This is a genomic window from Bradyrhizobium sp. USDA 223 (assembly GCF_044909005.1).
Taxonomy (GTDB): domain Bacteria; phylum Pseudomonadota; class Alphaproteobacteria; order Rhizobiales; family Xanthobacteraceae; genus Bradyrhizobium; species Bradyrhizobium yuanmingense.
Genome location: NZ_JBIYDR010000001.1, coordinates 3,899,136 through 3,920,557, shown reverse-complemented (window position 1 = coordinate 3,920,557; position 21,422 = coordinate 3,899,136). Strand labels below are relative to the sequence as shown.

16 protein-coding genes and 1 pseudogene are annotated in these 21,422 nt (G+C 64.4%); 8 read left to right on the top strand and 9 right to left on the bottom strand.

Annotation, left to right across the window (positions count from 1 at the left end; genetic code table 11):
• Nucleotide 1: 1 nt before the first annotated feature.
• Nucleotides 2–379, top strand: coding sequence for a DUF6285 domain-containing protein (locus ABIA40_RS18075; protein WP_157281234.1), 378 nt, complete (start codon nucleotides 2–4; stop codon nucleotides 377–379).
• 253 nt (nucleotides 380–632) lie between these two features.
• On the opposite strand, the gene ABIA40_RS18070 is transcribed toward ABIA40_RS18075, so the two are convergent.
• Nucleotides 633–1,412: an enoyl-CoA hydratase-related protein gene (locus ABIA40_RS18070; RefSeq protein WP_271545327.1), complete on the bottom strand. Its 780-nt coding sequence runs from the start codon at nucleotides 1,410–1,412 to the stop codon at nucleotides 633–635.
• Between the two features lie 210 nt (nucleotides 1,413–1,622).
• Between ABIA40_RS18070 and ABIA40_RS18065 the strand changes: the two genes are divergently transcribed.
• Nucleotides 1,623–2,897, top strand: coding sequence for an acyl-CoA dehydrogenase family protein (locus ABIA40_RS18065; protein WP_404542535.1), 1,275 nt, complete (start codon nucleotides 1,623–1,625; stop codon nucleotides 2,895–2,897).
• A gap of 127 nt (nucleotides 2,898–3,024) precedes the next feature.
• On the opposite strand, the gene ABIA40_RS18060 is transcribed toward ABIA40_RS18065, so the two are convergent.
• Together ABIA40_RS18060 and ABIA40_RS18055 are read right to left on the bottom strand one after the other, a co-directional pair.
• Complete coding sequence (locus ABIA40_RS18060) at nucleotides 3,025–4,602, bottom strand: fatty acid--CoA ligase (RefSeq protein ID WP_404542533.1); 1,578 nt, start codon at nucleotides 4,600–4,602, stop codon at nucleotides 3,025–3,027.
• A gap of 260 nt (nucleotides 4,603–4,862) precedes the next feature.
• On the bottom strand, nucleotides 4,863–5,735 hold the full coding sequence (locus ABIA40_RS18055) for an SDR family oxidoreductase (protein WP_157281243.1): 873 nt from the start codon (nucleotides 5,733–5,735) through the stop codon (nucleotides 4,863–4,865).
• Between the two features lie 116 nt (nucleotides 5,736–5,851).
• Here ABIA40_RS18055 and ABIA40_RS18050 point away from each other — a divergent pair.
• From ABIA40_RS18050 to ABIA40_RS18040, 3 genes and pseudogenes are all read left to right on the top strand, one after another.
• A pseudogene (locus tag ABIA40_RS18050) lies at nucleotides 5,852–6,662 on the top strand (crotonase/enoyl-CoA hydratase family protein).
• A gap of 140 nt (nucleotides 6,663–6,802) precedes the next feature.
• A complete protein-coding gene (locus ABIA40_RS18045; protein WP_404542530.1) occupies nucleotides 6,803–8,347 on the top strand; it encodes an acyl-CoA synthetase in 1,545 nt (514 codons plus the stop codon).
• A 257-nt stretch (nucleotides 8,348–8,604) separates the two neighbouring features.
• Nucleotides 8,605–9,009: a YccF domain-containing protein gene (locus ABIA40_RS18040; protein WP_404542528.1), complete on the top strand. Its 405-nt coding sequence runs from the start codon at nucleotides 8,605–8,607 to the stop codon at nucleotides 9,007–9,009.
• 70 nt (nucleotides 9,010–9,079) lie between these two features.
• Here the strand turns inward: ABIA40_RS18040 and ABIA40_RS18035 are convergent, their stop codons facing one another.
• From ABIA40_RS18035 to ABIA40_RS18025, 3 genes are all read right to left on the bottom strand, one after another.
• Nucleotides 9,080–10,504, bottom strand: coding sequence for a TRAP transporter large permease subunit (locus tag ABIA40_RS18035; RefSeq protein ID WP_145627859.1), 1,425 nt, complete (start codon nucleotides 10,502–10,504; stop codon nucleotides 9,080–9,082).
• Nucleotides 10,501–11,064, bottom strand: a complete 564-nt coding sequence (locus ABIA40_RS18030) for a TRAP transporter small permease subunit (protein WP_271545321.1) — start codon at nucleotides 11,062–11,064, stop codon at nucleotides 10,501–10,503. The genes ABIA40_RS18035 and ABIA40_RS18030 overlap by 4 nt, the downstream gene beginning before the upstream one ends.
• 93 nt (nucleotides 11,065–11,157) lie before the next feature.
• The gene (locus ABIA40_RS18025) at nucleotides 11,158–12,264 is read right to left on the bottom strand and encodes a TRAP transporter substrate-binding protein (RefSeq protein ID WP_271545320.1); all 1,107 of its coding nucleotides are present in this window, start codon (nucleotides 12,262–12,264) and stop codon (nucleotides 11,158–11,160) included.
• Between the two features lie 1,221 nt (nucleotides 12,265–13,485).
• Between ABIA40_RS18025 and ppc the strand changes: the two genes are divergently transcribed.
• Entirely contained in the window at nucleotides 13,486–16,284 is a 2,799-nt protein-coding gene (ppc, locus tag ABIA40_RS18020) for a phosphoenolpyruvate carboxylase (RefSeq protein WP_404542526.1), read from the top strand.
• Between the two features lie 70 nt (nucleotides 16,285–16,354).
• Here ppc and ABIA40_RS18015 read toward each other — a convergent pair whose 3' ends face one another.
• The 3 genes from ABIA40_RS18015 to ABIA40_RS18005 all read right to left on the bottom strand — a co-directional run bounded on the left by ABIA40_RS18015 (nucleotide 16,355) and on the right by ABIA40_RS18005 (nucleotide 19,014).
• Entirely contained in the window at nucleotides 16,355–17,269 is a 915-nt protein-coding gene (locus tag ABIA40_RS18015) for an SDR family NAD(P)-dependent oxidoreductase (RefSeq protein WP_109144458.1), read from the bottom strand.
• 187 nt (nucleotides 17,270–17,456) lie between these two features.
• Entirely contained in the window at nucleotides 17,457–18,596 is a 1,140-nt protein-coding gene (locus ABIA40_RS18010; protein ID WP_275496593.1) for a thiolase C-terminal domain-containing protein, read from the bottom strand.
• A gap of 4 nt (nucleotides 18,597–18,600) precedes the next feature.
• Nucleotides 18,601–19,014, bottom strand: a complete 414-nt coding sequence (locus tag ABIA40_RS18005; protein ID WP_275496592.1) for a Zn-ribbon domain-containing OB-fold protein — start codon at nucleotides 19,012–19,014, stop codon at nucleotides 18,601–18,603.
• 188 nt (nucleotides 19,015–19,202) lie between these two features.
• On the opposite strand from ABIA40_RS18005, the gene ABIA40_RS18000 reads away from it, so the two are divergent.
• Nucleotides 19,203–20,552, top strand: a complete 1,350-nt coding sequence (locus ABIA40_RS18000) for an amidase (protein ID WP_404542522.1) — start codon at nucleotides 19,203–19,205, stop codon at nucleotides 20,550–20,552.
• Entirely contained in the window at nucleotides 20,545–21,231 is a 687-nt protein-coding gene (locus tag ABIA40_RS17995; RefSeq protein WP_404542519.1) for a DUF2848 domain-containing protein, read from the top strand. The genes ABIA40_RS18000 and ABIA40_RS17995 overlap by 8 nt, the downstream gene beginning before the upstream one ends.
• Nucleotides 21,232–21,422: the final 191 nt, after the last annotated feature.

The window sequence follows — 21,422 nt, the reverse complement described above, 5'->3', positions numbered from 1 at the left end:
CATGCAGGACGAGCCGACCCCGATCGAGCTGACCAAGGCAGTCGCCGATTTCCTCCGCAGCGACATCACGCCGCTGATCTCCGGCCACCAAGCCTTCAAGCTGCGCGTTGCCATCAACATCCTCGACCTCGTCACGCGCCAGCTGACGCAGGAGGAGGGGAGTGATGCGAGAGAGATCGAGCGCCTGCGCACGCTGCTCGGCGTCGACGGTTCGGTGACGGAGCTCAACCGCGCGCTCGCCGAGCGGATCGCCAGGGGAGAAGTCGATCTCGCGACTCCCGGTCTCGCCGAGCATCTCTGGGCGACCACGATGGACAAGCTTGCGGTCGATCAGCCGAACTACGCATCGTACAAGCGCGAGCTGGGGCGGGGCGGATAGCTCTTTCCCCGTCATCGCGAGGAGCCCTTGCGACGAAGCAATCCAGACTGTCTCTGCTGGGCAGCCTGGATTGCTTCGCTACGCTCGCAACGACAGTGTTGAGAGAGGGAGCGCTCCTCTCTCCTCCGTCATTCCGGGGCGTCGCGAAGCGACGAACCCGGAATCCGTTCATCCGCACGTTCTGTCGCTCGATGGATTCCGGGCTCGCGCCTGTCGGCGCGCCCCGGAATGACGAGTTGGGGAGACTCGTTTCCTACTTCCCCACCCATTTCGGCGGGCGCTTCTCGGAAAACGCCTTCGGGCCCTCGATGTAATCCTGCGAGGCGACCATCGCCTGCACGGCCGGATAATCCCGCTGCTCCGCGATCGCCTGCTCCAGCGACGCGCCAAGCCCCTTCTGGATCGCCTGCTTCGAGGCCCGGATCGACATCGGCGAATTCTTGGCGATCATCTCTGCCCAGCGCAGCGCGGCCGCGAGCGCCTCGCCCTGCGGCACCACCTCGTTGACGAAGCCGAGCTCGAGCCCCTCCTTGGCGCTGACATGGCGCGCGGTGAGGATCATGCCCATGGCGCGCTTCAGCCCGATCTGCCGCGGCAGCCGATGCAGGCCGCCGGCGAGCGCGGCAAGGCCGACGCGCGGCTCGGGCAGGGCGAAGGTCGCGTTCTCCGCGGCGATGATGAGGTCGCAGGCGAGCGCGATCTCGAAGCCGCCGCCCATGGCGACGCCGTTCACGGCGGCGATGATCGGCTTGTCGCAGTCGAAGCGTGAGGTGAGGCCGGCGAAGCCGCCCTTGTCCCAGCCGCGTTTTCCCCCCGCTGCCTGCCACTTCAGATCGTTGCCGGCGCAGAACGCCTTATCGCCGCTGCCCGTGACGATCGCGATCCACTGCTCGGGATCTCCCGAGAAATCGTCAAACACCTTCTGAAGCTCGAAATGCGCATCGGTGTGCAGCGCGTTGTAGACCTCGGGCCGCGACAGCGTCACGATCGTAATCGGCCCCTTGCGTTCCACCTTTGAGAATTTCAGCTCCATCGCGCGCTCCCGGATTTCTTTCGAAGGAATATTGGCGCCATACTACCGTGCGGGTGCGCCAGAGCACCATCGAATTGCGCGGGCGCGCCTTGCGCTCCTCACATCTCGGCTTGCTTGACTTGCACGCGCTCTTCTCACCTTAATCGCACCAAGCAAGAATGCGCCCAGCGCCTTAACGCAAAACGATAAAATCAATCCGGGAGAGAACCTGTGGATTTCTCATTGCCTGCCGATCTCGTTGCCTATCTCGGAGAGCTCGACCGCTTCATCGAACGCGAGATCAAGCCGCTGGAACAGGCCGACGACAACATCCGCTTCTTCGACCATCGCCGCGAATGGGCGCGCACCGATTTCGAGAATGGCGGCCTGCCGCGCCATGAATGGGAGGCCTTGCTGCGCAACGCCAAGGATCTCGCGGACGCCGCCGGGCATCTGCGCTTTCCGGTGCCGAAGCAATATGGCGGCAAGGACGGCTCCAATCTCTGGATGGCCGTGATCCGCGAGCATTTTGCCGCCAAAGGCCTCGGTCTGCATAACGACCTCCAGAACGAGCACTCCATCGTCGGCAACTTCCCCGTCGTCACCATGCTCGACCGCTACGGCCGCGACGACCAGAAGGCGATGATCGACGGCTCCATTAAGGGCAAGTACCGCATCACCTTTGGCCTGACCGAGCCGCATCACGGTTCGGACGCCACCCACATGGAGACGCGCGCGGTGCCCGCGACCCGCGACAACGTCAAGGGCTGGATCATCAACGGCGAGAAGATGTGGACGACAGGCATGCACGTCGCCACGCACTGCGCGCTGTTCGCGCGCACCAGCGGCAACGATGGCGATGCCCGCGGCATCACCTGCTTCCTGGTGCCGTCCAAGAGTCCCGGCGTCAAGGTCGAGGAGTACATGTGGACCTTCAACATGCCGACCGACCATCCGCGCGTCAGCTTCACCGACGTCTTCGTGCCGGAGGATGCGCTGTTCGGCGAGGTCGGCCGCGGCCTGTCGCTCGCTCAATGCTTCGTGCACCAGAACCGCATTCGCCAGGCGGCAAGCTCGCTCGGCGCCGCGGTCTACTGCATCAACGAGAGTGTGAAATACGCGCGTGAGCGCAAGCCGTTCGGCAAGGCGCTGGCCGAAAACCAGGCGATCCAGTTCCCGCTGGTCGAGCTTGCGACGCAAGCCGAGATGCTGCGCCTCTTGATCCGCAAGACCGCCTGGGAAATGGACCAGCTCAACGAGGAGCAAATCGAGCGCACGCTCTCCGACCGGGTCTCGATGTGCAACTACTGGGCAAACCGCCTCTGCTGCGAGGCCGCCGACCGCGCCATGCAGGTCCATGGCGGCATGGGCTATTCACGCCACAAGCCGTTCGAGCACATCTATCGCCACCACCGGCGCTACCGCATCACCGAAGGCAGCGAGGAGATCCAGATGCGGAAGGTGGCGGGGTTCTTATTCGGCTATATGGGGCCGGGGAAGCATTAGAGGCTCGCAATGCTCTGGTAGGGTGGGCAAAGCGAAGCGTGCCCACCACCTCTATCCGCAAGCATCAAGCGTAGAGAGATGGTGGGCACGGCGCTTTGCGCCTTTGCCCACCCTACGGCACCGCGGATCAATTCACCCGCCGATCCTTCCCCGCCCAATACGGCTCGCGCAATTGCCTGCGCAAAATCTTGCCGCTCGGATTCCGCGGCAGCGCCGGCAAAAACTCCACGCTCTTCGGCGTCTTGTAGCCGGCGATGCGGGTCCGGGTGAAGTTGATGATGTCGGTCGCGGTCGCCTGCTTGCCCGGCTTCATCACCACCATCGCCTTCACTGCTTCGCCCCATTTCTCGTCGGGCACGCCGATCACGGCGGCTTCGGCGACGTCAGGATGATCGCACAGCGCGCTCTCGACCTCGGCGGGGTAGATGTTCTCGCCGCCGGAGATGATCATGTCCTTGATGCGGTCGTGGATGTAGAGATAGCCGTCCTCGTCCATGTAGCCGGCATCGCCGGTGCGCAGCCAGCCGTCGCTGCGCAGCGTGGATGCGGTCGCCTCCGGCAGGTTCCAGTAGCCCGCCATGTTGGAGCCCGAGCGCGTTGCGATTTCGCCGACCTGCCGCGGCGGCAGCGGCTTGCCGTCCACGTCCAGAATCGCGATCTCCACGCCCGGCAGCGCCTTGCCGGCCGAGCGCATCCGCTCCAGCCCCTCGACGTGATCCTCCGGCGGCAGCGCGACGATGGTGCCGGTGGTCTCGGTCATGCCGTACAATTGCACGAAGCCGCATTTGAAGACGTCGATGCATTCCTTCAGCAGCGCTGCGGGGATCGGCGAGGCGCCGTACAGCATGTATTTTAGCCGCGAGAAGTCGACCGTCCTGGCGCGCGGCTGCCGCACCACGAATTGCATCGCCGCCGGCACCATGAACAGTTTTGTGATGCCCGACTGCTCGAAGAAGTCCAAAACCTTGGTCGGGTCGAACTCGCGTGCGATCACCCCGCGGGCGCCGTGATAGAGTCCCATCACACCCCAGCCGGAGCCACCGATATGGAACACCGGCATGGCCACCAACGACACGTCGTCGGTCGACCACCGGTTCCACTCCGGCTTGTCCTCGGCGTTGCCTGATTGCACCAGGTTGAGGAAGTTGGCATGCGACAACATCGCGCCCTTCGGCTTGCCCGTCGTGCCCGACGTGTAGAGCTGGATCGCGATGTCGCGGGTGTCGATCGGCACCTTCGGATCATCGCCGCTCTGCGCATCGCGCCATGCCGTAAAATCCGGCCATTCCGGCGCGCCGCCCTCGGTGGTGATGATGGTGCGGACGCTTGGTATCTGATCCCTGATCTGGCGGACGAGCGTGATGAACTCCGGTCCCACGAAAAGCACCGGCGCGTTGCAATCTGAAACGATGAAGGCGACCTCGGGCCCTGCTAGCCGCCAGTTCACCGGCGCCATCACGACGCCACCCTTCATCGCGCCCATCAGGAGCTCGAAATAGATGTCGCTGTTCTTGCCGAGATAGGCGATGCGGTCGCCCTTCTTCACGCCCATTGCGAGGAGCGCGTTCGCGACCTTGTTGGTCTTGGCGTCGAACTCGGCGAAGCTGGTGGTGCGGCCCTCGAATTCATAGGCAATAGCGCTGCCGCGGCTCTTCGCACGCTCGCGCACCATGTCGGCGAGGTTCGCCAATGGCTGTGTGGACATGTTTCTCCCGCAGGCGTTTGTTTTTATGCCGGGGAGTGTGGCGTCATCCGCGGGTGAAGACAAGATGGGACAAGATCGGCTGCGGTTTCATGTCCCGGACGCTGCGCAGCACGAAGTGATGCGCTGCAGAGCCGGGACCCAGCATGCTGCAATGTGCGTTGAGAGAGTTGGGCCCCGGCTCAGCAGCGCACCACGTCGCACCGGACGATGCTTCGCATCGCCGGGGACGCGCTGCGCTTCGTCCGGGGCACGGAAAAGCGTCACCCCCGCTTCGCGCGGTCCTTCTCGTTCTGCGCCATGATGCTCTCGCGCGCGGTCTTCCAGTCGTCGTCGCTCCAGTCGCGGAGCTGGTAGAAGTTGCCGCCCATGGCGAGCGCCTGGGCGCCGTCCATGGCGATGGTCTCGCCGTTGATCCAGTCGCAGCCGCCGGAGATCAGGAACACGGCCACGTTCTGCAGTTCCTCCATGGTGCCGACCCGGCCCATCGGGTTCATCGCCTTGGTGCGCGCGCCGGCTTCGTCACCGGGCTTGATGCGCTTGCTCATGCCCTCGGTCGGGATCTCGCCCGGGGCGATGGTGTTGAGGCGGATGCCGTGTCGTCCCCATTCGGTGGCAAGCGACATCGTCATGGCGTGGATCGCCGACTTGCTCATCGCCGAGGGCACCACGTAAGGCGAGCCGTTGCGCACCCAGGTCGTGGTGATCGAGACGACGTTGCCGGGCTGCTTCAACGCGATCCAGCGCTTGCCGACCGCATGGGTCACGTAGAACGTGCCGTGCATGACGATGTTGGCGACCGCATCGAAGCCGCGCGGCGAGAGCTCCTCGGTTCGCGAGATGAAATTGCCGGCCGCATTGTTGATGAGATCGGTGAGGGGGCCATCGCGGAAGATGGTCTCGATCATCTCCTCGACCGCGAGCGCGTTGCGGATGTCGACGCCGTGGCTGGTGACGCGGCCGCCGTAGAGATCCATCAGCTCGGTTGCGGTCTCGTCGCACACGATCTTGCGCCGACCGCAAATGTGCACCTCGGCGCCGAGCTGGAGAAACCGCGCCGCCATCGACTTGCCGAGACCGGTGCCGCCGCCGGTCACGAGGATGCGCCGGCTGGCCAGAAGATTTTCCTTGAACATGGCTGTTTCCTCTGTCGCGATTGTCAGTTAATTGGTCGATTGACTAAATCCGGCCGCCGGCGTCCTGTAAAGCGGCACTGAACAAGAACAGGCAAGAACTAGGGGAGAATTCGTCCATGGACGACCGCGTCTCGATCTCGATCTCGGAAGGCGTCGCCGATGTGCGCCTGGTGCGCGCCGACAAGATGAACGCGCTGGATCAGCCCATGTTCGAGGCCCTCGTCGCCGCAACCGACCGGCTGTCGAAGGAGAAGAGCGTGCGCGCCGTCGTGCTCTCGGGCGAAGGCCGCGCCTTCTGCGCCGGGCTGGACATGGGGCGGTTTTGCCGCTATGAAGGAGAAGGGCGGCAACGGAATTCCGGGTGGCGAAAATCGCGATCTCACGGTGCGCACCTATGGCAAGGCCAACTTCGCGCAACAGGCGGTGTGGGGCTGGCGCCAGCTACCGATGCCTGTGATCGCGGCCGTGCACGGCGTCGCCTTCGGTGGCGGCTTCCAGCTCTCGCTCGGTGCCGACATGCGCTTTCTCAGCTCGGATGCGCGCATGTCGATCATGGAGATCAAATGGGGCCTCGTGCCCGACATGGCTGGCACGCCGATCCTGGCCTCGCTGGTGCGCGACGACATCCTGCGCGATCTCACCTACACCGGGCGGATCTTCTCGGCGCAGGAGGCGCTGGCTTACGGCCTCGCCACGCGCATCTGCGACGATCCGCGCGCTGCGGCGCTTGAGGTCGCGCGCGAGATCGCAGGGAAAAGCCCCGATGCGATCCGCGCGGCCAAGCGGATGCTGAACAATCTCTCGGTCGATCCGGGCCCGGCGCTGCTCGCCGAATCCGTCGAGCAGCAGAAGCTGATCGGCAGCCCCAACCAGACCGAGGCGGTGCGCGCCAACCTGGAGAAGCGCGCGCCGAATTTTGCGGATTAGCTTTGGGTCATTCCGGGATCCGCCGTAGGCGCAGGCCCGGCATCCATCGAGCCGCATCGTTCGCTGTGAAATGGATTCCGGGTTCGATGCTGCGCATCGACCCGGAATGACGGCACAAACAACAACAAAGAAAAACAACAATGAGCCAAACCTCCCCCTTCCTCGGCATCGTCTCCGGCGAGCGCCGCCGCTCTCACGTCGAGGTCACTGAGCGCGCCGACCGCATCGCGGCCGGCCTCGCCAAGATCGGCGTCCGCCAGGGCGATAGCGTCTGCATGCTGATGCGCAACGACATCGCCTTCCTCGAAGCCGCCTATGCCGCGATGCGGCTGGGCGCCTATGGCGTGCCGATCAACTGGCACTTCAAGCCGGAGGAGATCAATTACATCCTGAAGGATTCCGGCACCGCGGTCCTGATCGCCCATGCCGACATGCTGCATGGCTTGCGCGATGCGATCCCGCATGGCGTCACCGTGCTCAGCGTGCCGACGCCGCCGGAAATCCGCTCCAACTACAAGATCGATCCGGGTCATCTGAAGACGCCGGACTTCGCGATCGATTTCGAAGCCTGGCTCGCGCAACACCCGCCCTATGACGGCCCGATCGTGCCGCAGCCCATGAACATGATCTACACGTCGGGCACGACAGGCCATCCCAAGGGCGTCCGCCGCAACGCGCCGACGCCGGAGCAGCAGGCTGCCGGTGAGCGCATGCGTGCGATGATCTATGGACTCAAGCCCGGCGCCCGCGCATTGCTGCCGGGGCCGCTCTATCATTCCGCGCCGAACTCGTTCGGCATCCGCGCCGGCAAGCTCGGCGGGGTGCTGGTGCTGATGCCGCGCTTCGAGGCGGAGGAATTTCTGCAGGCGATCGAGCGCTACAAGATCGATACCATCTTCATGGTGCCGACCATGTTCATCCGCCTGATGAAGCTGCCCGAGGAGGTGCGCAGGACGTACGACGTCTCCTCGCTGCGCCACGTCATCCATGCCGCCGCGCCGTGTCCGGCCGACGTCAAGCGTGCCATGATCGAATGGTGGGGGCCGGTGATCTACGAGTTCTACGGCTCGACCGAATCCAGCGCCGTGACCTTCGCGACCTCCGAGGATGCGCTGAAGAAGCCCGGCACCGTCGGCAAGATTTCGCCGGGCGCCGAGCTGCGCTTCATCGGCGACGACGGACGCGTACTCGGCGTCGGCGAGATCGGCGAGATCTATTCGCGCATGGCCGAGATGGCCGATTTCACCTATCACAACAAGCCGGAGAAGCGCGCCGAGATCGACCGCGACGGCTTCATCACCTCCGGCGACGTCGGCTATATCGATGAAGACGGCTACGTCTTCATCTGCGACCGCAAGCGTGACATGGTGATATCAGGGGGCGTCAACATCTACCCGGCCGAGATCGAATCCGTGCTGCATGCGGTGCCCGGCGTGCATGATTGCGCCGTGTTCGGCATCCCCGACGCCGAGTTCGGCGAGGCGCTGATGGCCGTGGTCGAGCCGCAACCCGGCGTCACGCTCGAGGCCACCGACGTTCGCGCGAGCCTGAAGACGCATCTGGCCGACTACAAGGTACCCAAGCACATCGAGATCCGCACTGGCCTGCCGCGCGAAGATTCCGGAAAAATCTTCAAACGCCGCCTGCGCGATCCCTATTGGGAGCAGGCGGGCCGGAAGATCTAGCCCTGCTTGATAGCCGTAGGGTGGGCAAAGCGTCCGCCGTCGCTCGAAGAGCGAAGGCGGAGGCGTGCCCACCAAGTTCGCTTCCGAAGGCAGTTCGTGGGCACGGCGCAAGGGCGCCTTTGCCCACCCTACGAGACTGCGGAGAGATCATCCCGGGTTATGCGGCGCTCCGGGCTTCACCTTGCGCGCCCTGAAGCGTCCTGGCGCGGACAAATTCCGAGCCTATATGAATGGGATCACCACCTCCGGATCGTCCCATGGCCCCCGTTTCCATCCTTCTCAACATCCTCTGGATCCTCATCGGCGGCGCCTGGATGACGTTCGGCTGGTTGATCGCCGCGATCGTCATGGCGATTACCATCATCGGCCTGCCCTGGGCGCGGGCGGCGTTCAACATCGCCGTCTACACGCTGCTGCCGTTCGGCTCGCGAGCAGTCAGCCGCTACGAGGTGACCGGTGTCGAGGATATCGGCACCGGCCCGCTCGGGGTGATCGGCAATATCATCTGGTTCGTGCTCGCCGGCTGGTGGCTGGCGCTCGGTCACCTCCTGACCGCGCTGGTCCTGGCCGTCACCATCATCGGCATCCCCTTCGCCTGGGCCCACCTCAAGCTCGCCGGCATCGCGCTCTGGCCGATCGGCAAGGTGATCGTGCCGGCTTAGGACGTTGCCTCAACGTCGTTCGGCGGCAGAGCGGAGCCGTGTGGCGCTGTCGCGGACTCAATCGCGCGGGCTACTTCTTTTTTGGTGTCAACCAGTCCTCGTCTTCCAGGGACGGTGCTTGTTTCTGCTGTTCCAGGATTTTTCTGTACTCCTCCGGGATCACCTGGCTGCGAGATGCTTCATGCAGCGTGTGCGGGAACCAGGTCGCAATGCCGGGGAAGGCAATCATCAGGCCAACGCAGATCACCTGCAGCACCATGAACTGGAACATGCCAGCGTAGATCGTTCCGAGACTCCAGCCCTTGACCACCTGCTTGAGATAGTACGCTGACATGGCGACGGGCGGCGACAGGAAGGCGGTCTGCAGCACCACCGCAACCAACGCTCCGAACCATATGAGGTCGATGCCCATGCCTTTCACGACAGGATAGAAGATCGGCAGAAACACCAGGATGATGGCCGGCCACTCAAACGGCCATCCCAGCAGGAAAATGAGAAGGAGCACGACAATCAGCATGAGGCTCGGCGGCAACTGCAGGCCGAGCATCGTCTCGGTGATCCAGTTCGCCGAGCCAAGGCGGGCGAACACCGCACCGAAAATGTTCGACGTGACCGCCAGCAGGAGGACCATGCTCGACGTCGCCATCGTCGAGATCAGCGCCCGTTGCAGTCCGCTGAGCGAGAACCTGCGATATGCGATGGCCAGGATCAGCGCGCCGACGCTGCCGATGCCGGCGGCCTCCGTCGGCGTCGCAAGCCCCCCGATGATCGAGCCGAGCGTCGCCGTGATGAGCCCGAGCAGCGGCAGCGTGCCGACGGCGACCTCGCGTGCAATGTATCCAGCGGAGTAGATCCGCTCATCCTTTGGCACTGGCGGCCCGAGCTTGGGATTGATGAAGGAGCGGCCCATCAGATAGATGATGTAGATGCCGGCCAGCAGAAAGCCCGGTCCGAAGGCTGCAGCATAGAGATCGGCGACCGAAACCCCGAGCACCGGCCCCATCACGATCAGCATGACCGACGGGGGAATGAGAATACCGAGCGTGCCGCCCGCCGTGATGGTGCCCGCTGAAAGCTTGGCATCATAGCCCGCCTTCGTCATGATCGGCGATGCCATGATGCCAAGAACGGTAACGGCTGCGCCGACGATGCCTGTCGCCATCGCGAACACGGTCGAGGTCAGGATGACGACGAGGAAGAGCGCGCCGCGCACCGGCGCAAGCAGCATGCGGAACGCCGTAAAAAGGCGCTCCATGAGTCCCGCCTGCTCGGTGATGAAGCCCATGAAGATGAACAGCGGTACGGCGGCGAGAAGTTCTTCCTTCATCATGCCGATGGTCTGGAAGTAACCAAGCTCGAAGACCGTCCCGCCCATGCCCCAGTAGCCGAACGAGAAGGCGAGAAACAGCAACGTGAACGAGATCGGCACACCGATGAAGATCGCGCCCAGCAGCACCAGCAGCATGATGAGGCCGATGAGCGCTTCTGCGGTCATATCTCGACTTTCTCCTTATGCTCCAGCTCGACGCCGGTGCGCGCCATGTAGATGCTCTTGATCAACTCGGACACGCCCTGGACCAGCAGCAGGAGGCAGGCGAGCGGCACGACGAATTTGAACGGCCACAGCACGGGCCGCCAGGGAGTCTGGTCCGAAGTCTCGTTGATCAGCCAGGCGTAGTGAAATTCGTTCCAGCTGATCAGGAACAGCATGATCAGGCTCGGGAAGAAGAAGACGACGTAGGAGATCGTATCGATCCAGCCCTTCCTACGGATCGAGAACTTCTCCCAGAAGAAGTCGGTACGGATATGAGCACCCTTGTGCAGCGCGTAAGCGGCGCCAAGCATGAAGAGCGAGCCGTACAGCATGTAGGTTGCGTCGTAGGCCCATATGGTCGGCGCGTTGAACAGGTAACGCGCTCCAACCTCGTAGGCGACGGCGAAAACCAGCGGCACCGAGAGCCACGAGATGATCGTGCCGGTCCGGTCGGTGAAGCCGTCGATCATCCTGATGATAGCCAGAAGCGCCGGTGGCTGCCCGCCTGTTATCTCAGCCATGCCTCGCTCCTGTCGCCGATCACTCGTGCGGCGCAAGCAGGCCGCCTGCGTGCGAATTGAGGGCGGTCAAATCGGCCGCCCTCGGAGGAAGTCCTATTTCTCGGTTGGGAAGTAGTAGTTCGCCATGAAGGAGTATGGCGGGAAGTAAGACCTCTTGTACGGCACCACAGCGCTGGCATACGCCTTCTGCGAGTCGTGCACCTTCTTGAAGAACGGGTTCTTGGCGCCCTCGGCCGCCGCGATCTCGTCCCACTTCTTGATGAAGGCCAGCAGGATCTCCGTCGGCGTGCGGAGGATCTGTACGCCGTGCTTCTGCTGCATCTCAATCAGCGCATCGGCGTTCTGGCGCTGCCACTTGGTCCACCAGACGAGGAATGTCTCGTTGGCCGCCGACTTGATGATCTCCTGATGTTGCGGGCTGAGCTCCTTCCACACATCGCCGTTGATCACGAGCTCGCCGACCGTCACGTTCTCATGCAAGCCGGGTGAATAGTGATACTTCCAGACATTGTGGAAGCCGAGCTGCATGTCCTCGATGCCACCGACCCATTCGGCGCAATCGATCACGCCGCGTTGCGCGGAGGGAATGATTTCTCCGCCCGGCATGTTGACCACCGTGAAGCCGAGCGCCTGCCACACTTCGCCGGCCATGCCGGTCTGGCGGCATTTCATGCCCTTCATGTCCTCGACCGTCTGGATCGGCTTCTTGAACCAGCCGAACGCCTGCGGCCCTGCAGGCAGGATTGGAAACACGACGAGGTTGAGCTTGAGCTCCTTCTGATAAAACTCGTTGTAAAGCTCGAGGCCGCCGCCGTGATAGAGCCAACCCATCACGTCCATGAAGTCCATGCCGAAGGTGCCGCCGGGACCGCCGGTGAACAGGATCGCGGTCTTGTTCTTGCCGGTCCAGTAGCCGGCCCACGCATGCGCTCCGTCGAGCACCTTCTTGTTGGTTGCGTCCAGCACCTCGAACGCCGGCACGACCTGGCCGGCGGGCATCGCCTCGATCTTCAGCGCGCCGGCTGACAGCTTGTTCACTCGGTCGACGAAATAGGTGAAGTTGTCATAGAGCGTGAGCGACGCCGGCCATGTGGCCTGCATCTTCAACACCTTCGTCTGCGCCATGACTGTTGTGGTGGATACGACAAACGCCGAAGCGATCAGGGCAACGGCGACCAACCCCAGAAACATGCGTTTCATGAGCTATCTCCTCCCTTGGACAACGTGACCGCGGCGAACTATTTTCTTCGTTGTTCTTGATCGCCAAGTCTTCAAACCACGTCTGTCATCATTCTGCCACCATCGCCGCAAGTTGTCATCTTGCTTTCTGGCCGCAGCAAGCGCTGGATTTGGACATGGGCGAGACGTCAGCTCTTTGACCCTTCGGCGACGAACCTCCATTCGTTTGTTGCGCTGGCTGTCGGTGGCAAACCAGACGCCGGGGGGCGCCTTTGGCTGCGGCCGGACGCGTCCAGGCGATGCGGCGCACACCATGCCTCGCGTTGCCCGACGGGCAAAACACGCCAATGCAGGTCAAGTGGCGGGAGTGCAAATATTCTGATTGACCGAATTCGCTGTTTCGGGTAAACCGCAGCACATCCCGGCTCGTCAAAGGGACGTTTCGCGATCGTCACGATACGTAGGCCGGGATGCGATGGACGCGGCAGCGCCGGCGCGTGACGGGATGGCAGGGCGGGCAAACCCGTGAGCCATCGCGATCCGCGGCACGACACGGTGTGGTCACAGCGTTGCTTTTCGGCATTGGGGGCGAGCACGCGCGAGCTTCCGACTGTCCGGGAGGGACGTTCGCGGACGGCAAAAGCGTGTGGTCCTGACGCCCGGGTTCTGTGCGTCAAGGCTTGCGGTGGTGAAGCGGCCCGACCGGGTGCGCGCATCAGTGATCCTCAAGGCAACGGGGGCAATAGTGCATCGCTCCCCGGGGAGAGCGCGCCATAAGCCGTAAAACCATTGCGCAGGGAAGGCCGGGATGTTCCGGCATCACCTGTGGTCACCCCGCGTGCGTCTTGTCGCGTGCGGACCTTGGGTGCCGGCTGGCGCCCGGCCTTCCCTGCGCCCTTACTTCTCGATGAGGGCGAAACGGACAGCAAAACTTCGGGCGCCTGCCCCGCGAGACCGCGAAGGCATGCTTATTATTCGACCAGCTATTTTCTCGCCCCGGACGCAGCGCAGTGCGCCGCACCTTCGCGGCGTGGTGCGCTGCCCATTGCGGCGATGTGCCTGAGGCTCCTGGGGCCCGGCTCTGCGCAGCAACGCTAAGGGGCGTTGCTGCTTGTCCGGGACACGAGATCGTCGCACTCCGATCCACGGTGCGTCGCCCCAACTTCATCTTGCACTGCGGTAGAAAAATATCGCACACTCCGTCGGACCGGGCCGCCAAGGGCGCGAGCAGGGGAGCGAGCCATGTCCCTCCAGACCGTACCATCCGACAGCACTGAGCAGCGCCCCAACCGCCCTGAGGATGTCCAGGCGATGGAGGCCGATGCCCGGCTGCGGGACGACATCCGCCTGCTCGGACGCATCCTCGGCGACACCGTGCGCGACCAGGAGGGGGCCGACGTGTTCGACCTGGTCGAGCGCATCCGCCAGACCTCGATCAGATTCCACCGCGACGAGGACCGGCTCGCCCGCCGCGAGCTCGAGCAGATCCTCGACAGCATGTCGACCTCCGAGACGGTGCGGATCGTCCGCGCCTTCAGCTATTTCTCGCACCTCGCCAACATCGCCGAGGACCAGAACAACATTCGACAGATGCGCGCGCGCGCGGCGGCCCAGAATGGCGGCTCCGGCGTGCTGGCGGAGACACTGGCGCACGCCAAGGCGGCGGGCATTGGTTCCGACCAGCTTCGCACCTTCTTCAAGACCGCGCTGGTCAGCCCGGTGCTGACCGCGCATCCGACCGAAGTTCGCCGCAAGAGCACCATGGACCGCGAGATGGAGATCGCAGCCCTGCTCGACCGCCGCGAGCGCGTCACCATGACCGAGGAGGAGGCGGCTGCCAGCGACGAGCAACTCCGCCGCGAGGTGCTGACGCTGTGGCAGACTAACCTGTTGCGCCGGACCAAGCTCACCGTGCTGGATGAGGTCGCCAACGGCCTGTCGTTCTACGACTACACCTTCCTGCGCGAGGTGCCGCGGCTCATCAACGCGCTGGAGGATCGGCTGGAGGAGGGCGGCGAGCAGGCGGCCGGCGAGCTCGCCTCGTTCCTGCGCATGGGCAGCTGGATCGGCGGCGACCGCGACGGCAACCCGTTCGTCACTGCCGACGTCATGCGCGGCACGCTGCGGCTGCAGTCGAGCCGGGTGATGCAGTTCTATCTGAACGAGCTGCACGTGCTCGGCGCGGAGCTGTCGATCGCAGCCCATCTCGCCGACGTCTCCGAGGAGCTGCGAACGCTTGCCGAGCGCTCGCCGGACACCTCGCCGCACCGGAGCGGCGAGCCCTATCGCCTCGCGGTATCAGGCATCTATGCCCGTCTCACCGCGACGGCTGAAAAGCTCGAAGTCGAGATCACGCGCCGGCCTGTCGGCAAAGCGGCGCCTTACGAGAGCGTGAGGGAGTTGCTGGCCGATCTCGACGTGCTGCATCGCTCGCTGATCTCCAACAACGCCCGCGTCATCGCCCGCGGTCGACTGCGGCTCTTGCGCCGCGCGGTGGATTGCTTCGGCTTTCACCTGGCCCGGCTCGACATCCGTCAGAACTCGGCCATCCACGAGCGCACCATCGCCGAGCTGATCGACGCCGCCAATCCCGGCATGTCCTATCTCGCGCTCGGCGAGGATGCCCGCATCTCGCTGCTGACCAACGAGCTACGCTCGACGCGCGCGCTGGTCTCGCCCTTCGTCAAATACAGCGACGAGACCATGGGCGAGCTCAACGTGTTCCATGCCGCCGCGGAAGCGCATGCGAAATTCGGCTCGGACGCCATTCCCCAATGCATCATCTCAATGTGCAAGGGCATGTCGGACATGCTCGAGGTCGCCGTGCTCCTGAAGGAGGTCGGCCTCGTCCATCCCTCCGGCCGCAGCGCCATCAACATCGTGCCGCTGTTCGAGACCATCGAAGACTTGCAGGCTTCGAGCAGCATCATGGACCGCATGCTGTCGTTGCACGATTACCGCCGGCTCGTCGACAGCCGCGGCAGCGTGCAGGAGGTCATGCTTGGGTACTCCGACAGCAACAAGGACGGCGGCTTCGTCACCTCGGGCTGGGAGCTCTACAAGGCCGAGATCGGCCTCGTCGAAGTGTTCGAGCGGCACCACGTGCGCTTACGCCTGTTCCACGGCCGCGGCGGCTCCGTGGGGCGCGGCGGCGGGCCGAGCTATGACGCCATCATCGCGCAGCCCGGCGGCGCGGTGAACGGCCAGATCCGCATCACCGAGCAGGGCGAGATCATCTCGTCGAAATATTCCAACGCCGAGGTCGGCCGCAACAATCTGGAGATCCTCGCCGCCGCGACGCTGGAGGCGAGTCTCCTGCATCCACGCCAGAGCGCGCCGCGCCGCGAATATCTGACCGCGATGGACGAACTCTCGAACCTCGCCTTCAAGGCCTATCGCGGCCTCGTCTACGAGACCGAAGGCTTCGTCGATTACTTCTGGTCGTCCACCGTCATCAACGAGATCGCCACGCTCAACATCGGCAGCCGTCCGGCCTCGCGCAAGAAGACCCGCGCGATTGAGGACCTCCGCGCGATTCCCTGGGTGTTCTCCTGGGCGCAATGCCGATTGATGCTACCGGGCTGGTACGGCTTCGGCAGCGCGGTCGAACAGTGGATCGCGGAGCATCCAGAGCAGGGCATGCCGTTCCTGAAAGAGCTCTACCAGGAATGGCCGTTCTTCCGCATGCTGCTGTCGAACATGGACATGGTGCTGGCGAAAAGCTCGATCGCGATTGCCTCGCGCTATGCCGAGCTGGTGCCGGACGAAGCCTTGCGTGAGAAGATCTTCGGCCGCATTCGCCGCGAATGGCATTCCTGCATCGAAACGCTGCTCGATATCATGGGCCAGGACCGATTGCTCCAGGGCAACCCGCTGCTGGAGCGCTCCGTCCGCCACCGCTTCCCCTATCTCGATCCGCTCAACCACGTGCAGGTCGAGCTCTTGAGAGAGCACCGCGCGCAGAACCCCGACGAGCAGGTGCTGCGCGGGATCCAGCTGACCATCAACGGCATCTCGGCGGGGTTGCGGAATACGGGGTAGGGCGAGTTGCAAATGGCGAGTAGCGAATAGAAACCCTATTCGCCATTCGCCACTCCCGATTCGCGCTACCTTACACCGGGTCCCAGGTGAAGATGTCGGCGGAGCGGTCGAGCTTGTAGAACGAGCCCTTCAGCGCCGGCATGCCGTGTTCGGCGATCGACTGCGGCGTCCAGCCTTCGCTCCGCTGCACCGAGCGGATCGGACGGTTCTGGCTGAACAGGAAGATCTCATTCATGCGCACGCCAAAGATCTGGCCGGTAACGTCCTTGGCGGAATCGCCGAGCAGGTAGCCGCAGAGCGGCGCGATCTTCTCCGGGCCCATCTGCTTGATCTTCTCGACGCGCGCCTTCTCGGCGTCGGTCTCGGTCGGGATGGTGCCGATCATGCGGGTCCAGGCGAACGGCGAGACGCAGTTGGAGCGGACGTTGAAGCGCCCCATGTCGAGCGCGATCGACTTCGACAGTCCGACGATGCCGAGCTTGGCCGCCGCGTAATTGGCTTGGCCGAAGTTGCCGATCAGGCCGGAGGTCGAGGTGAAGTGCACGAACGAGCCCGACTCCTGCTCGCGGAAGATGCGCGCTGCGGCGTGGCTGACGTAGAACGAGCCCATCAGATGCACCTTGATGACGGCCTCGAACGCTTCCACGCTCATCTTGTGGAAGATCATGTCGCGCAGGATGCCGGCATTGTTGACGACGCCGTCGAGCCGGCCGAAATGATCGGTTGCGGTCTTCACGATCTTGCTGGCGGGAATAGCTTCCGCGACGCTTTCGAAATTGGCGACGGCCGTGCCGCCGCGCTTCTTGATCTCCTCGACCACCTCCTCGGCGGGCGCCGCGTTCGCACCAGCGCCGTCGGCGGCTCCGCCGGGATCGTTGACGACGACCTTGGCGCCCTCGGCCGCGCACAGAAGCGCAATCTCGCGCCCGATACCGCGGCCTGCGCCGGTGACGATGATGACCTTGTCTTGCAGTGATTTGCTCATGTGGGTTCTCCGCTATGCGTTCCGGCGTTTCTTACCTCGCCCCGCTTGCGGGGAGAGGTCGGAGCGCATCGAAGATGCGATCCGGGTGAGGGGGTACAGGTCTCGCGGCCATCTCATCCGTGGAGAGAGGCCCCTCACCCCAGCCCTCTCCCCGCAAGAACGGGGAGAGGGAGAGGCGAGCAGCGGGTTACCTCTCGTTCGTGAACACGATCGTGCCACTCGCGGCGAACATGCCGCCGACACCGTGGCACACCGAAATCTTCGCGTTCGGCACCTGTGCCGGCGCGATGCCGCGCATCTGGCGCACGCTCTCCTGCAGCGCGTACATGCCGTACATGCCCGAGTGCATGTAGGACAGGCCGCCGCCATTGGTGTTGAGCGGCAGCTTGGCCCCAGGCCGCGTGTTGCCGTCGGCGATGAATTGGCCGGTCTCCTCATAGGGCATGAAGCCGAGATCGCCGAGGCCGAACAGCGGCAGATGCGCGAACGCATCGTAGATCATGAGATGGTCGACATCCCCGTGTGCGATGCCGGCCTCCTTGAAGGCGAGCGGCCCCGCGGTCTTGAAGGCACGCGAGGAGTTGAACGTCTCCATCTGGCTGACCATCGGCGTCTCGACGCTCTCGCCGGTGCCCATGATGTAGACCGGCTTGCGCGGAAAATCCCTGGCGCGGTCGGCCGAGGTCAGGATCAGCGCGCCGCCGCCGTCAGTGACGAGGCAGCACTGCAGAAGCCGGAACGGATAGGCGATCATGCGCGAGTTGAGGACGTCGGCGACCGTGATCGGCTCCTTCATCATCGCGCGCGGATTCTTCGCCGCCCACTCACGTTGCACCACCGCGACCGAAGCCAGCTGCTCGTGAGTGATGCCGTAGGTCTTCATGAAACGCAGCACGGGAATCGGGAACATGCTGGGCGGGCCATAGACGCCGAAAGGAGCCTCGAACTGGCCGTTGAGGCTGTCGGCCGGCGTCGAGCGCGGCAGTTTGCCGATCATCGACTTGCCGCTCTCGGCGTGGGTGATCAGCACCGTCTTGCACAGACCCGCCTCGATCGCCGCCGCGGCGTGGCGGACATGCAGCATGAAGGAGCAGCCGCCGACCGAGGTGCCGTCCACCCAGGTCGGCTTGATGCCGAGATAGTGGCAGACCTGCTGCGGCGTTTCGACCGCGGTGGCGAAGCCGTCGATGTCGGACAGCTTCAGCCCGGCATCGGCGATGGCGTTGAGCGCGGCATCCGCATGCAGCTGGAGCTGCGAGGCGTTGGGAATGACACCGAGCTCTGTGGTCTCGGCCGCGCCGACGACGGCAACCTGGTTCTTGCGCATGGCCTTACCCCTTCGCCGGGCGGAAGACGGGGAGGGTGATCTTGTCGTCGAGCTCCTGGAAGGCGACCTCGAGCTTCATGTCGAGTTCGAGCGCCTCGGGGGTCTGCGGGCAGTCGATGATGTTGCTCATCATCCGCGGGCCCTCGTCGAGCTCGACCACCGCGATGGCGTAAGGCGGCGTGAAGCCCGGCGCGGCCGGACGATGGTTGATCACGTAGCTGTAGAGAATGCCCTTGCCGCTCGCTTTGAAGATGCTGACCTTGCGCGAGGCGCAGGAGGGGCAGAACGGGCGCGGCGGGAAGTAGACATGGGCACAGGCATCGCAGCGCTGCAGGCGCAATTCGCCGGCCTTGGTGCCGTCCCAGAAGTGCTGGGTCTCCGGCGTCGGTTTCGGTCGCGCGCGCTGCGGTTCGGCCATGTTGGCGGCTCCTCCCAAGAGACTCCCGAGCGACAGGCCTCGCGCCCGCCGGTTTCGAACTTGATGCGACAATCGACCATGGCGCGTCAACGGTCCAGCAATGCGCATGCATGCCATCATGCGCACAATGCTTGTGTCGAGCTGAGCCAGCGCTATAGATTGCGCGCGAAATATTCCGTGAGACAGACATGCCCGATTTTCCGACACTGGCGCAGCTCGCCGAAGATCTCGAAAGCGGCCGCACCACCTCCCGCAAATTGGTCGAGGCCTGCCTCGCCAGGATCGCCGACCCCGCGGGCGAGGGCCAGCGCGCCTTCATCCATGTCGACAAGGACGCCGCGCTCGCCGCCGCCGATGCGATGGATGCCTTGCGCAAGGCCAAGGCGGCGCCGTCGCGCTATGCCGGCATCCCGATCTCGATCAAGGATCTGTTCGACATCAAGGGCCAGGTGACGCGCGCCGGCTCGCGCGCGCTGGATGACTCAGCCCCGGCCGAGCACGATGCCGCGACGGTGGCGCGGCTGCGAAAGGCCGGCTTCGTCGTGATCGGTCGCACCAACATGACCGAGTTCGCGTATTCCGGCATCGGCATCAATCCGCATTATGGCACGCCGAAGGGAGCTTGGAACCGGTCCGAAGGCCACGTGCCCGGCGGCTCGTCCGCCGGCGCGGCGGTGTCCGTGCTCGACGGCATGGCGCATGGCGCGCTCGGCACCGACACCGGCGGCTCCTGCCGGATTCCGGCCGCCTTCAACGGCATCGTCGGCTACAAGCCGACGCAGCGCCGCGTGCCGCTCGACGGCTCGGTGCCGCTTTCATTCTCGCTCGACAGCATCGGACCGCTCGCACGATCGGTCAGCTGCTGTGCCATACTCGATGCCGTGCTCGCCAATGAGCCGATCGTCGCCTTGAGGCCGCGGCCGATCCAGGGCATGCGCCTTGCGGTGCCCACCACGATCGCGCTCGATGACCTCGACGCCGAGGTGGCCAAGACCTTCGAGCGCGCGCTGAAGACGCTGTCCGATCACGGCGCCATCGTCGAGCGTATCGAGATGGCGGAGTTCCATGACGTCGGCCCGATGAACGCCAAGGGCGGTTTTGCGGCCTCCGAGAGCTATGCCTGGCACCGCTATCTCATCACGGCCAAGGGCGACGTCTACGATCCCAGGGTCGCGGTGCGCATCATGCGCGGCGAGGCGCAGAGCGCGGCCGACTACATCGACCTGCTCAACGAACGCCGCTCGCTGATCGCGCGCGTCAATGCGCGCATCGCGCCCTATGATGCGCTGGTGCTGCCGACCACGCCCAACACACCGCCGAAGATCGCCGACCTCGCCGACGATCAGGCGTTCACCCGCGAGAACATCCGCGCCTTGCGCAATTGCAGCCTGATCAACCTGATCGACGGTTGCGCCATCTCGCTGCCCTGTCATCGCGAGGGCGACATTCCCGTCGGCCTGATGCTGGCGGGCGCAGGCGGCTCGGACCGCCGTATCTTCGAGCTTGCTGCCGGCATGGAGGCCGTCATTCGTGTTTGATCTCACTTTCACCGTCGATGCCCAGGACACCACCACGCCCCTAACGCTGGCGATCGACCAGCTGGTCATCGCCGGCTGGACCGGCCGCGACACGGTCGCGCGCGACAAGCACATCGCCGAGCTGGAGGAGATGGGCATCGCCCGCCCGGCCTCGACGCCGATCTACTACCGCGCCTCGGCGCGGCGGCTGACCCAGGAGGACAGCATCGAATGCACCGGCGGCGATTCTAGCGGCGAGGTCGAGTTCGTGCTGATCGGCTGGCAGGGCCGCATCTTCGTCGGCTGCGGCTCGGATCACACCGACCGCAAGGTCGAGGCCTACAGCGTCACGGTCTCCAAGCAGATGTGCGACAAGCCGATCGCCTCGGCGCTGTGGCAGCTCGAGGACGTCATCGGCCATTGGGACAAGATGATCCTGCGCTCCTACGCCACCATCAAGGGCGAGCGCGTGCTCTACCAAGAGGGCACGCTGGACGCGATGCTGCCGGTCGCCGACCTCATCGCGCGCGGCTTTGACGGTAGCAAGTTCCCCGACGGCTGCGCCATGTTCGGCGGCACCTTCGCCGCCAAGGGCGGCATCCGCCCCGCAGATCGGTTCGATTTCGAGCTGGAAGATCCCGTGCTGAAGCGGACGATCCGGCACGGCTACGACGTGGTGACGCTGCCGGTGCGGGGGTAACTCGCTCCACAAGCGACGGCCCCGTAGGGTGGGCAAAGCGAAGCGTGCCCACGTATTGCGAAGACGTGGGCACGGCGCAAGAGCGCCTTTGCCCACCCTACGAAACTGCCGGTGAGGGGCTGATCCCTCTCCGCGTCATTGCGAGCGAAGCGAAGCAATCCAGGCTCTCTCCGCGGAACCAGTCTGGATTG